Below are 12,270 nucleotides of genomic sequence, written 5' to 3'. Positions count from 1 at the left end.
CTACAAAATGGAGTATCGAAATGAAATTTCTTATCGCCTTTGCAATGACCTTCCTTTTTTCGGTAATAGGTTTTGCTTCAAGCTGGAAGATCGTTCCAAATAAAGAAGTCTGCATGGTCAACGAAACCCATTTCGCAAGGCCACAAATCGCAGTACCTGTTGGCGGCAAAACTTATTACGGCTGCTGCGAAAACTGTAAAAAGACTTTAAGTGAAAACCAAAGTGCAAGGACAGCTAAAGACGCTTTGACGGGAAAAACAGTGGATAAAGCAAATGCTGTCATTGCCGCGAATCCTGCTGGTAATGTTTTGTATTTTGAAAACAAAAAGAATTTTGAGCAGTTTGTAAAGCGTCGCTAGTTATGACTACGGGGACTCACTGTAAGATGCTTCGTAGTCCCTTTTTAATATCTCTATTGGCTTTAAAGAGTAAACGCAGGATGGACTGAACGAGCCGTCGTTGCAGATGAGACGACCACTGTCTTCTCCGTATCTCGCTTCGCCGGAAGCACATCCGCCACCGTACCCTCCATGAGATGAGCAGCATCCTGTGTGCGAGCTTCTTTGAGTTCTACAAACGCTGGCTTCAGAGCTAGACGAACTGTCTTTGGCGCAAGAAATTAGAGTTGCCGACAATACAATTGTTGTAAATGAAAAAAACGATCTCATATGTGCAACTGTAAACAGATATCTATGTATGGTAAAGGCTAGTTTTTAAAGTGTTAAGCTGAGTTTCTTTTCAGATGTTGCGGTTTTCGATACCGCTTCGGACTGTCAATTTCATCCGCCTTCTTGATAAAACTCAACTGCAATTCCACCATCGAATTGAAAACATGCAGTAGTCTATCATGGACTCGCGAAGAAACATCAAAGCCCTGACTGTCGCCAAGTAACTCAATCGTGTGATGAATCGCTTCTAAGGTCGAATAGCAGGCGCTATGTGGTTGCTTGCGCACGCGGAAGTTGGATGGTTTTTCTGGTGAGAAACAGATGCGGGGTAGGTTCAGTAAATTCTGACTTTGTCGCATCATCTTTTTTGCGGTTAACCATGTGCCGTCGATGACGAACAAGGTTAACTTCTTTGATGGATCGAACAGATTTTTTCTTTCTTCAGCATTCAATGGTGTTAGATTCGTCGATGTTTTGCCTGGATAGAGGATCATACACTGGCGACTTCCATCTGCCAGAATCTGGTTCACCTCATCTACGTTCGTGTAGTCTTGGCCTCGAATTAAGAATGAGCCTTCTAAACATAAATGGGACATGCGACCGGTTGCGATGCGGCGGCGGACTTCGATCGGGTGGATTAGGATCACGAAGTCGATGTTGGGATGGAAGCGTTCAATGTGACGGCAGTAGCAGGAAAATTTGGGTTGGATGCAAGATGTGCAAAGCTCACGATAGTTTGGCAGGGCTTCGGTGTGGCGTTTTCGTTGTTCTAAATAGGCTTCCACGTTCATGAGCTTGCTCCCAGGTGACTCTGATAGCGTCTCATAAGATCGGGCTTCGCAAAATCTTCAAAAGGGGAGGTCTAGGTCCCCCAGGGGTTGCCTTTTTACCCTGGAATCGTTACAACCTTCGGACCGTTAAAAGAAAGAAGAACTGTCATGCAAGATTTTATTCCTCCAAAGCCACCGAAATCCTTCCGCATTGTTTTGGAGCTTAATAGATCTGAAAAGCGTTTGGATGCTGTTCTTCTTGCTGCCATCAAGGCGCAAAGTGAAGATTTGAATCTTCGCGAAATCACGCGCACTCAGTACAAAGAACTTTTCAAAGATGGAAAGATTCTTATCAAAGGACAACGTGCCACACCTTCTTCTTCCGTAGCCAAAGGTGTTACTTACGTTGATATTTTGGGATTTAAAAATAAATAGTCGCCCATAACACCCTCATTCTTGGGGTGCATTTAGGCGCTCTCGAGGTTATTTCTCTAGAGTGTCTCATATTGAGATTTACCGAACATTCTGGAGCACAAACCAAGGTCTAATTATCGAGAATCTTACGGTTTAAGCCGATAAGTACTTTATATGAAGTACCAGTGGCACGTTTTTTTGCGAGTATTCGGATTGGTTTTTTCGACAATTCTTTTGGGTTGCAGTCTTGATGTGCAACTTTCTCCTGCAAATTCGCTAGCTCCTTACGAATTCAAAGGTGTTTTAGACAGTAGCTATGCTCCCGACGAAAAACTTTCGGGACAGATTGCTTACAACCTCAATGCGCAAGAAGAGCCCTTGGCTGCTTTCGAAGACGGTAATGGCAAAATTCTATTTGTGTCGCGTTCCGGGGATTCTCTTAGTTTTTCTAAATTTAATAAAGACGGGTCTTTGGTTACGAGCTTTGGTAGCGGTGGAGTTGTTGTACCTGCTATTGAAAGACTGCGTAACAGCCTCTATCCGGGAGCTCGTTATATTTTTGCTCTTGATTCAATGGGGCGTATTCTTTTTGCTTCGAACAGTTCGGGATTGGGTCCCCAAGACGTTACAAACTTAAACCTCTATCGCTTTCTAAGTACCGGAGCTCTTGATACCTCTTTCGCAGATCAAGGGAAGGCTTCTATCGAATACGATGGCCAAGTTCTGCCGCGAAAAATACACGTGGACTTGTCAGAGCGTATTTGGGTCGTCGGCTCGCGCATTGTCGATACAAGCACAAGCAGTACTCGCGCGATGGTGTGGCGTTTTAATGATGATGGTGATCTAGATACCTCTTTGGCGGGAAGTGGAGAGCTGGTCCTTGGGGGAACAGTGAGTGGTGGAGTCACCTCCGGATTTTCAGGTGGCTATGATCTTGCCTTCAGTGATGGGGGGACGCGAGCGCTCATCGCGGGCTACCGGGGAACGGCTGCAGGGATGAGTGCCAACGATCAAGCCCAGCTTTGGAAAATTGAATTAAACGGAAACCTGGATGCCACCTTCGGAACAAATGGAATCAGCATTCTTTCAGGATCCGAATCGCACGCACGCAGTGTTTTGGTTCTTGCAGATGGAAGTATTCTAGTCGCGGGACATACAGGCACCTCCAGCAGTGGCGACTTTATCGTTTGGAAACGAACCTCCGCAGGATCTGCGGATACCACTTTCGGAGCTTCGGGCTCTAGAACAGCGGCGTCGCTCGGTGCAAACTTTTATGAAACTCCAGATACAATGTGGATCGATGCCAGCAATAATATTTATGTCTCTGGAATCGGTCGCAATTATGGAACTTCAGTTAAAAAAGGCCTTCTGTGGCGTCTTACCTCAGGCGGCGCATTTGATGCGACTTTTGGCACAGCCGGGATTTTCTCTTGGGATGGCGTCTTCAATCTCAATTACTTATACAGTTCAAGCACGGTGGCAGACGCTAGTGCGATTTATGTGATCGACTATGCGGAGCTTAGTTACGACGACGCGACAACCACGCTGCCCAGATCAGAAGCCTGGATGAAGAAGCTCAATCTTAACGGATCGTGGGATGCATCGTTCAACACCACGGGGACCAAAGTTTTTGATTTCCGCGTGTTAACTCCTTTGCCTGGTTTAATACAAAAAACCTCTATTGATAAAGAAGGCCGCATCTACGTGATGCAGACGATCTCTGCCTTAGAGGACGGTAACATTGCTTATATCAGCCGCTTCAAAACAACGGGTTCATTAGATACGAGCTTTGCGGATCAAGGTCATTTGGCTATTCAAGACGTCGTGTATGGTTCTTTTGACATCGATTCACAGGGAAGAATAGTCGTTGTGGGGGCTGTCTATGATACGGGAGCCGTTTCTCGACTGATCGTTCGTCGTTATTTATCTAGCGGATCTGCCGACGCTTCTTTTGCCGGATCAAACAACGTCGATTTTGACACTTACCAGCCTCGCATGTATCTAGCCACGAAGTCTGCTGAAATTACTAAAAGCATTGACGTCAAAGTAGATGGAAGCGGCAGTATCTATGTGGGACTTTATATTGCAGAGATTATCTCTAACGTCGAGTATCCACGTGTCGCTGTTGCTCGTTTAAATTCCTCCGGAGTTCTGGATACGACGTATGGAACGGATGGAAAATTTATTTCAGTTCAACTAGATGCCATGGTCAACCAATCGTACTTGCCATTCAATCTCTTTATCGATTCTAAAGGGAGAGCTGTTGTAGCCGGTGTTTTTCCATTGAGACCCTTCACGTCATCTTTGCCTCCAATAACGTTGCTCCGACTAACAACCGCTGGAGTTTTGGATTCCACATACGGAACGAACGGGGAGTGGAATAGTTCAATTTTAGATCCGAACTTTATGGCGTTGATGGGGACCACCTCTTTCCAGATGGATAGTAAGGACCGTGTTGTGATGCCGATCCTTATATTGACTTCACCGACGTCGCTAGGAACTTATATTACAAGAATTAATGACAGTGGTGTCCTAGATACAAGCTTTAATTCCGTCGGCGGTCTCGAACTTCCTACAACACTTTTCCCAGGAAAATCTCCGACCTATTCTGATATCAGTTTTGATGAAAACGACAATCTTCGCTTTTTTACCTATCTTATGAATTCGGACTTAACTGTTGGAGTGACTGATCTGCAAGTAGGATATGCGCAAATCACTGAAGCAGGATCGATCAAAGGCACAGGTGCTATTAACACACTTTCTACAGAATACTATGTTGCTGAAACCGTTCGAGTGCATTCGTGGTCAGAAGGTGCCGTGGTACTTCTTCCAGGTGTAAAAGCAGAGGATAGTAGACTGCAGAGAAATATAGTCGTGAAGTTCGAGTAACTAACAAAAGGTCGGGAACGACCTTAATGCGTTTGTTCTTCGTCATAATCAAAAACGATTTGCTTTCTTGAGCCCTTCTAACAGTGCAACGTCACAAGACCCTGAATCAAAAGTTTTTTGTCGTCATTCATTGTGCGAGAATTGCATTCATCATGGAGGATTTATGAGCTCAAAAGAAAGATCTCGCGACGCCGATGACGTAAAACAAGAAGAAGCAGCAAGACATCCAGAGGTTCACGTGAACAGCGGTCCTGGTCCTCGCTCAACAAGTAAGATTTCCGATAAGCCAAATCCGAATCAAAAAGATAAGAATCGTACATCAGAATGAGATAAACATCGGCGAAAAGTGCACGAGAAGCCACTGCTTTCATTTAATGAGAAATTTAAATATAAACATTGTTTAGTCTATGTGAGTCCGTACAATAAAGGAATGTCAGTCTTTCATAAAATCTTAAACTATTTTTTGAAATGTTCTGTGGTAGCGTTGATTGTTGGTGGTTTGTTCGTTGTAAAGGAAAAGATACAGCAGGCCCGCTATTCAGAAATGCAGGCGAATCTTAAAAGTTTGACTTACTCCTTAGAGGCGTATCGTAACATCTATTCCAAGTACACAAATGACAGAGAGCAGTTAGGATTTAAACCAGAAGGTAAACTTCGCTCAGTATTTTATTTAAGTGCAGATGAGCTTCCATCACAGCTGCGACAACAGGTTGCAGAAGAGGATTTTCCTTTCGTGTCGGATGATCAGTATCAATTGTTGATTTCATTTGAACAAGATGACGGAGATATTTTGTTTTGGAAAACGCGCAATGGTGAAGATCTAACGCGGGTAAACATACTTGTCAAAGGCAGTAGGTAAATGAGTTTTATAAAGATAACTATTTTTACGGCGCTATCGTTTGCTTCCCAGGTTGCAATGGCTGAATCAAAATTCATGCTACTTTATGACGACGTTCAAAATCATTTAGAAGTCATAGATGATAAAGAAGAACGTGAAATAATAAGTCTTTATCTGAAATATCTTAAGTCGGGCTTAGCAAAGGACGGAAAGCTTGTTACGGAAAGAATTAAAAAATTGAGCGTAAAGCGGAAACGCCCAATCAGTACGAGCAATATAAGTTTGTTCGAAGGCGCTGCGGATTTCTGCGGAAGAAAAACACGTTTTGAGAACTGCTCTTACACTACCGGAAGCGCAACTGATGAAAAACTTCGGCCTTTGTTAAGGGCGGGAAATGAGACCGCCATTGAGCTTGTTTTAATCTACTCCGGGGCTGTCAGCCTTGATGGAGCAGAGGCAACCTCCATACAGGAGTATCAGGAGTTAATTCGTACAGAATTCCCAGATAAATTGAAGAAGATTCAGTTGAAGAATAAAGCTTTTTTCAAAGCTCGCCCAATAAATTGGGTTGAGGGCGGATAGATATTTCTTTGGAGTATGAGCCAACCACTCAAAAATGCTCAAGACCATGATTCACTTAGATGTATTTCGTGATTTCTTTGATTTCGTCGAGGTCTATGTCTTTGTGATTGCCATCTAAGCAGTGTTCGATGTGATCATGGATGTAAACACTTTTTGCGGCGGCAATGGCTTTAGCAACGGCATGAAGCTGACGTGCGACATCAATGCACTCGCGTTCGTCTTCAATCATATTGATCACGGTTTCAAGATGTCCTTTGGCTCGCTTCAATCTTTTAGAGACTTCTTCGTGACTTGTATGTTGCTTTTTGTGTGACATGTGCTAAATATCCCCTCCCCGGGGATAGGATGTCAAGACTGATGAAAAAAATCTTAAAAACTGAAAATCAACTTTTGTTAGGGCGTTTATTAACCAGATCTGGTGATCAAGCGTGGGACTTTGTAATGCCTTTTGCGCTTCTTCATGTATTCCCGGGCAAGATTCAAATCGCCGCTCTTTATTATTTGATCATTAAAATCGGAAGCTTCCTTTTGACTCCCTGGATAGGACGATGGATCGACGCCAATCAAAGAGTGCGCATTATCAAGACTGGAGTGTGGATTCAGTTCTTCGCCGTCTTGGGGGGAGTGATGACCTTTTTCGTATTAGACGAGGTCGTGCACGGCGCGGTTGCAATTCAAATTCACAGCCCTCTTACCATTCCTCTTTTCGCGCTGCTTTCGGCTTTTGGAATCATGGCTTCACTAGGTTCTGTCATTACAGATATTTCCGTCGGTAATGATTTGGCTCCTTCTATCGTTCCTCCGGAAAAACTGACGGATTTCAATAGCTGGCTTCGTCGAATTGACTTGGGAACGGAAGTGGGGGCTCCTATTCTGGCGGGGGCTATTTTTACTTTGAGTTCCATTTACAGCCATCACTATGGACTCTTGCTAATCGCTTTGTGGAATCTTATTTCTTTCGTTCCAGAGTATATTCTTCTTATTGGGGTTGTTCAAAAATCAAGACTGAAATTAAAGGAAGTGAGTTCAGTAAAGTCTTGGAAGGAACTTTTTCAGTTCAACATCAAGGAATCTATAGCGAACCCCATTTTCTGGCTGATCTTCAGTTATGCGTTGCTATGGTTGTCGGTATTGAGTCCTCACGGCGTTCTTCTTGCCGGATACTTGAAAGACCGAATGTCATTACCCGAAGCAGAGATTGGTTTGTTTAGAGGTTTGGGCGCCATTTTCGGTCTGATCTCGACTTTGACGTTTCCTTGGCTCGTTAGGAAAACGGGACTCATTGAAAGTTCGAAAATTCATTTAGGATTTCAAGGGCTGACTTTAATTTGCGGGATCTTTGCATTTTCCCTGGGGACCTCGTGGAGCATTTACATCTTCTTGGCCTGTATCCTTCTTTCGCGTATTGGCCTTTACGGTTTTTCCAATGGAGAATTTGAACTTCGACAAAGAATGATTCCCGAGGGAAAACGGGGAGAGTTGAACTCCTTCAGTCATCTTACAACGACGATGGCAACCCTGATACTTTTTGGTGCAGGAAGTTTGCTTCCTAGCTCGGAGGATTTCAAGTTTCTCGTCTATGCTTCTTTGGGAGCTGTTCTGCTAGCCAATATTGTTTTTTTAAAGTGGTCGTCCTCGCAAAGGGAATCCATTCATTAGTATGATTTCCCCTCTGAAAATGGTAATTTTTAGAGGGGAAGTCCGGTTCCAGCAGTTTCCATCTCACATTCAATTTATAAAGCGAAGAACCCAAGTATTCCCATATTGTAACTAAGGTTTCCTTATCAAGATTCCGACAAGATAAGTATGAAACAGGCAGGAACGTTATTGGTATTAGCTCTGTTCTTTTACGGTGGATCCGTATTCGCGGCTCCAGCGGCCCTCACATATCAAGGACGCATCGTAAAGAGTTCTGGAGTTCCCTTAGAATACAACGCGGTGGCGTTTCAATTTGAGATTCTTGCTCCGAATAAAGTTTGTGTCCTTTATCGAGAACAACTGAATCACGTCGATATGACAAACTCAAACGGTGTGTTCGATGTGAAAATCGGCGCCTCTCACAGCTATCCTTTGGCTCCGACATTCACAATCCTGGATGCTTTCAGCAATGGGGCTGCGTTAACTTGTGATGGCGGCTCGCCGTACAATCCCGGTTTGACAGACGGTCGCTTTTTAAGAGTGAAATTTCATGACGGCGCTCAATGGCAGACGATTTCGCCAGACAATGAAATCCGTTCCGTTCCGTTTTCTGGTTTTGCTGCTTCGGCAGCAACACTGGGTTCACATGTGTCGACTGATTTCGTTTTAAAAACAGAAGTGAACGACAATCTTAACTGTTCTGCAGGGAACTTCCTAACTTGGGACGCAACAACTAAAAAATTCGGTTGTGCTGGAGTTTCTGGTGCTAGCGGAGGCACGGTTCAAACCGTCACAGCGTCCGCCGGAAGCTCACCTTATTTGTCGGTATCAGCAGATACGGTAAATCCTGAAATTACGCTGAATGTGGGAACCGTGGCCGGAACGGTGGCTGCGGGGAATGATGCACGTTTCACTAACTCTCGTCCTCCCAATGGAGCCGCGGGTGGCGCGCTTTCTGGAACTTATCCTAATCCGGGTATTGCTAACGGAGCTGTGCAAACGGCCCATATTGCTGATGCGGCGATCAGTACGGCAAAATTATTCGCTAATCCGGGAGTAAGTCGTCTTGTGATGACGGACTCTTCGACAGGCGACACGTTGGCTCCTTTATCTTGTGCTGCCGGTCAGTTGTTAACTTGGAATGTGACGACGGGTTGGCAATGTACGAATGCTTCAAGTCTCACGGTCGGAAGTGCCGCCACGGCAACAACCGCAACGAGTGCAACGACAGCCACAACGGCGACGAATTTCACGGGAAGTTTAGCTGGAGACGTGTCAGGAACTCAAGGTGCTACGAGCGTTGATAAAATCAAAGGCTTGCCCGTTGACTTTTCAGTGGCCCCCACGAATGGTCAATTCTTAAAGTATGATGGCGCTAAGTGGGTTCCTTCCTCTGATAATAACGCGGGTGGAACTATCACCGCTCTGACGGGAGATGTCAGTGCCAGCGGTTCTGGATCTGTCGCCGCGACAGTCAATTCAGTCGGGGGATCTACAGCGGCCAATATCAATACGGCGACAGTCGCTGCAAATGCCGCGACGAACTTAAATACAGCATCGACAATAGTTAAACGCGACGGCTCCGGAAATTTCAGTGCCGGCAGTGTCAGTGTGGGCGCTTCCGTGTATCGTGATTCTGGAAGTAACACCGTCACGGTTCAAGCGCCGACGGCAGTCACTGCATCCTATGTATTAAAGTGGCCAACAGCCGTGGGAACAGCCAATCAAGTTTTAGGAACGGATGCTTCTGGAAATCTTTCTTGGGTGACGCGTTTAAGTACTGTCAATTTGAATGATATTAAAGCCACGATCACTCCTTTTGGTGGAGTCTTTGCAAACTCAGCGTGTACATCTTCGCAGACTCTCACATATCAATCCGCGACCGACACGTTTATCTGTCAGGCTATTTCCGTGGGAGCTTCTAACTTTGCCAACCAAGCTCAGAACACGGTATTTGCGGGACCCACTTCAGGAACGGGTGCTCCGTCTTTCCGAACGTTAGCGTCGGCAGATTTGCCGAAAACAGGTGCTGATGGCGTTTTTGTTAATGGTGGAAATAACTTTGGCGTAGCGGCGTCCTTGGGAACTACGACATTGACGAATTTGGATATTGAGACCAACAACGTCTCTCGCATTGCAATCTTATCTTCAGGTGAAGTCGGCATCGGGATCACTCCTGTAGCGAACTTTCATGTGAATGGAGCGGCTATCATAGGGAATAACAACTCCACTTTTACGAACGCTTCAAACTGGATCTTTGGTGCCTCAAACTCGATTACAAATTCGGGCGGAGGAAATGCCAGCGGTATGAATATCGTAGGGTCTAGCAATGCGATATCTACCACACTGTCCAATTTCTCTTATGGATTAGATTTGTTTGGAAGAAGCAATACGGTGTCCAATGCCGGCAATGCTTATATTGCCGGACGAAACAACACGGTGAGCGCTTCGAACTCGGTGACAATTGGTTCCGGTATTACCAACTCGGTTGCAAGCTCTCTTCAAATCGGAGCAAGTAATACGGCGAAGATCACAATTCTCAATTCAGGTAATGTGGGTGTGAATACCACAGCGCCCAGCGAAGCTTTAGAAGTGAATGGCAACGTCAAAGCCACGGCTTATCTATATACATCTGATGCGCGTTTGAAAAAAGATGTGGTCACCTTGCCTGAAGCTTTAGAAAAAGTGTTAAAGCTTCGCGGTGTGAATTTCGTTTGGAAAAATACGAATGAAAAAACAGTGGGTTTCATTGCTCAAGAAGTTGAAGCGGTTTATCCCGAGCTCGTGAAAACGGATAAAAATTCTGGATATAAAGCCGTACAGTACGGAAATATTGTCGCCGTGTTGGTAGAAGCATTGAAAGAAGAGCACAAGCAACGTGTTCAAGCCCAAGCTCAATGTCAAAGAGGTATTGCATCGGTGAGTGCGCAGTCTGAAGAAAGATTCGAACAGCTTGAAAAAGAGAATCAGGAATTGAAGGCGCGCCTTGAAAGACTTGAAAAGGCACTTCTCAATGGCAAGTAAAAGCAGTCTTTTTTTAAAATCATCTTTATTTTTGGTTCTAGGTCTTTCCCTGATGGGGATTGACACGGTCGATAGTGGTTTCAAAGTCGTGCATGGAACTACAAAAGCCATTTACGCTCATGGCGTTTGCAAAAAGGTCGTGAATGCGCATGCCACAAGCGATTATTTCGTAGCTACAAAAACGGCAGCGGAGTGGACCTCCTTTCGATCAGCAACTATTCCCAGTGTCACTATTCAAAGCTGTAAATCCTGTTGGGACATCTTAAGTTACGGTGGTTCGACTGGCGATGGAATTTATCACATCGATCCTTCGGGAAGCTCTCCCTATCCAGTTTACTGTGACATGACGACGGATGGTGGTGGATGGACGCGCGTTTTTAAGCATCAACACGCCTCCGGATTTTTTGCCAGCAATGCCGACGCAGATTCTAAGAATACATCCGACCCCAACAACGGAATGTATTCTATTTTAAATCAGATTGATTATTTCAAAACTCCGACAAATCGCTATCACTTCCGTCTGACTTGGCCGGGAGAAAGTTTTAAAAACTTATGGTGGCAGACTACAAGTCCGCGTGCCGATGTGGACGTCGCAGGATACACGACCGAGTTTGTTCAGGCCTACTCCAACTACTGGGGCGGTCTTGAGCTTTCTGGAGGAACCCATGGCGTGGCTAGCACCTCATCTTATATAGACGGTTCGATCAATCACGGGAACTGGTACTACGCTATCGGGGCTTTCGCCGTGTGGGGAACAACTCCCCCGGGCATTCCGGCGTCTGATGATTTGGGTGCCTCGCATGGGGTTGCGGAAGTGAATCTTTGGATGAAAGAAACTGACACCCATCCAGTGTATGCATCATGCAAAGCAATCTTAAATGCCGGAGCCTCAAAAGGTGACGGAATTTATACTATCGATCCAGACGGTGCAGGTGCCGGTGCGCCTTACGAAGCTTACTGTGATATGACGACAAGTGGTGGAGGATGGACGTTGGTGGCTCATTCTAATGGGACCGTGACAGCTTCCACTCCGAATGATTTTATGGTCAACACTTACAGCCTTGCCAGCGTGGCAAAACCCGCGGCTGCAAATACTCAAGCCTCCTTGAATCCGGAACAGTTTTCGACACTAGTGAATACAACGGATGCCATGTTTATTTCGCCTCAATATAACAGTGGCGCCGCGATCATTGACCTCGCTGGTGGAAACTGGAATTACAACAGTACAAAATGTGCCGGAAACCTACGTCACACCAGTCGAACAGCAGGGTGTGCGGGGCAAAATGCCAATGACAATTACAACTCGTCGGATGCCTTTAATATTGCCTTCTTTTCTGGCAACGAAGGGATTGTCCCTGCCTATAAAGCCACCGAGGTCTGCTATAGTGGAAAAGGGTCCTGCACCTTTAAGTTCTTCTTAAGATAGCCAACAAAAGCTCTGACAAGA

At 45.3% G+C, this 12,270-nt stretch carries 11 protein-coding genes; 9 read left to right on the top strand and 2 right to left on the bottom strand.

The features are described from left to right. Positions 1-20: 20 nt before the first annotated feature. A complete protein-coding gene (locus tag AZI87_RS00875) occupies positions 21-359 on the top strand; it encodes a TRASH domain-containing protein (protein ID WP_253696293.1) in 339 nt (112 codons plus the stop codon). Between the two features lie 362 nt (positions 360-721). Here AZI87_RS00875 and AZI87_RS00870 read toward each other — a convergent pair whose 3' ends face one another. Then, a complete protein-coding gene (locus tag AZI87_RS00870; RefSeq protein WP_063204567.1) occupies positions 722-1,459 on the bottom strand; it encodes a tRNA-uridine aminocarboxypropyltransferase in 738 nt (245 codons plus the stop codon). Between the two features lie 147 nt (positions 1,460-1,606). On the opposite strand from AZI87_RS00870, the gene AZI87_RS00865 reads away from it, so the two are divergent. The 5 genes from AZI87_RS00865 (at position 1,607) to AZI87_RS00850 (ending at position 6,161) form a co-directional block, all read left to right on the top strand. After that, positions 1,607-1,873 carry a hypothetical protein gene (locus AZI87_RS00865; protein ID WP_063204566.1) on the top strand — a complete coding sequence of 89 codons (267 nt, stop codon included), beginning with the start codon at positions 1,607-1,609 and terminating at the stop codon, positions 1,871-1,873. A gap of 153 nt (positions 1,874-2,026) precedes the next feature. Continuing rightward, complete coding sequence (locus AZI87_RS00860; RefSeq protein WP_063204565.1) at positions 2,027-4,741, top strand: delta-60 repeat domain-containing protein; 2,715 nt, start codon at positions 2,027-2,029, stop codon at positions 4,739-4,741. A gap of 163 nt (positions 4,742-4,904) precedes the next feature. Beyond that, on the top strand, positions 4,905-5,069 hold the full coding sequence (locus AZI87_RS18065; RefSeq protein ID WP_155722471.1) for a hypothetical protein: 165 nt from the start codon (positions 4,905-4,907) through the stop codon (positions 5,067-5,069). Between the two features lie 102 nt (positions 5,070-5,171). Beyond that, positions 5,172-5,600 (top strand): hypothetical protein, encoded by a 429-nt coding sequence (locus AZI87_RS00855; protein WP_063204564.1) that lies wholly within the window; start codon positions 5,172-5,174, stop codon positions 5,598-5,600. Further along, entirely contained in the window at positions 5,601-6,161 is a 561-nt protein-coding gene (locus AZI87_RS00850) for a hypothetical protein (protein WP_063204563.1), read from the top strand. It abuts the gene before it with no gap. Between the two features lie 55 nt (positions 6,162-6,216). Here the strand turns inward: AZI87_RS00850 and AZI87_RS00845 are convergent, their stop codons facing one another. Then, positions 6,217-6,477, bottom strand: coding sequence for a metal-sensing transcriptional repressor (locus AZI87_RS00845; RefSeq protein ID WP_063204562.1), 261 nt, complete (start codon positions 6,475-6,477; stop codon positions 6,217-6,219). Positions 6,478-6,518: 41 nt separating this feature from the next. Here AZI87_RS00845 and AZI87_RS00840 point away from each other — a divergent pair, with 41 nt between their 5' ends. The 3 genes from AZI87_RS00840 (at position 6,519) to AZI87_RS00830 (ending at position 12,249) form a co-directional block, all read left to right on the top strand. Next, positions 6,519-7,820, top strand: a complete 1,302-nt coding sequence (locus AZI87_RS00840; RefSeq protein ID WP_063206506.1) for an ABC transporter substrate-binding protein — start codon at positions 6,519-6,521, stop codon at positions 7,818-7,820. 147 nt (positions 7,821-7,967) lie between these two features. After that, positions 7,968-10,823 carry a tail fiber domain-containing protein gene (locus AZI87_RS00835; RefSeq protein ID WP_063204561.1) on the top strand — a complete coding sequence of 952 codons (2,856 nt, stop codon included), beginning with the start codon at positions 7,968-7,970 and terminating at the stop codon, positions 10,821-10,823. Continuing rightward, complete coding sequence (locus tag AZI87_RS00830; RefSeq protein WP_063204560.1) at positions 10,813-12,249, top strand: fibrinogen-like YCDxxxxGGGW domain-containing protein; 1,437 nt, start codon at positions 10,813-10,815, stop codon at positions 12,247-12,249. Before AZI87_RS00835 ends, AZI87_RS00830 begins: the two co-directional genes overlap by 11 nt. Positions 12,250-12,270: the final 21 nt, after the last annotated feature.

The organism is Bdellovibrio bacteriovorus (assembly GCF_001592745.1).
GTDB classification, from domain to species: Bacteria; Bdellovibrionota; Bdellovibrionia; order Bdellovibrionales; family Bdellovibrionaceae; genus Bdellovibrio; species Bdellovibrio bacteriovorus_B.
Note: the sequence above shows the minus strand (reverse complement) of the source record. Positions and strands in the feature narration are given on the sequence as shown.

What these genes read in the sequence shown, in the direction of transcription:
- AZI87_RS00875 (WP_253696293.1), top strand. Translation starts at nt 21, where the DNA reads ATGAAATTTCTTATCGCCTTTGCAATGACCTTCCTTTTTTCGGTAATA.
- AZI87_RS00870 (WP_063204567.1), bottom strand. Translation starts at nt 1,459, where the DNA reads ATGAACGTGGAAGCCTATTTAGAACAACGAAAACGCCACACCGAAGCC.
- AZI87_RS00865 (WP_063204566.1), top strand. Translation starts at nt 1,607, where the DNA reads ATGCAAGATTTTATTCCTCCAAAGCCACCGAAATCCTTCCGCATTGTT.
- AZI87_RS00860 (WP_063204565.1), top strand. Translation starts at nt 2,027, where the DNA reads ATGAAGTACCAGTGGCACGTTTTTTTGCGAGTATTCGGATTGGTTTTT.
- AZI87_RS18065 (WP_155722471.1), top strand. Translation starts at nt 4,905, where the DNA reads ATGAGCTCAAAAGAAAGATCTCGCGACGCCGATGACGTAAAACAAGAA.
- AZI87_RS00855 (WP_063204564.1), top strand. Translation starts at nt 5,172, where the DNA reads ATGTCAGTCTTTCATAAAATCTTAAACTATTTTTTGAAATGTTCTGTG.
- AZI87_RS00850 (WP_063204563.1), top strand. Translation starts at nt 5,601, where the DNA reads ATGAGTTTTATAAAGATAACTATTTTTACGGCGCTATCGTTTGCTTCC.
- AZI87_RS00845 (WP_063204562.1), bottom strand. Translation starts at nt 6,477, where the DNA reads ATGTCACACAAAAAGCAACATACAAGTCACGAAGAAGTCTCTAAAAGA.
- AZI87_RS00840 (WP_063206506.1), top strand. Translation starts at nt 6,519, where the DNA reads ATGAAAAAAATCTTAAAAACTGAAAATCAACTTTTGTTAGGGCGTTTA.
- AZI87_RS00835 (WP_063204561.1), top strand. Translation starts at nt 7,968, where the DNA reads ATGAAACAGGCAGGAACGTTATTGGTATTAGCTCTGTTCTTTTACGGT.
- AZI87_RS00830 (WP_063204560.1), top strand. Translation starts at nt 10,813, where the DNA reads ATGGCAAGTAAAAGCAGTCTTTTTTTAAAATCATCTTTATTTTTGGTT.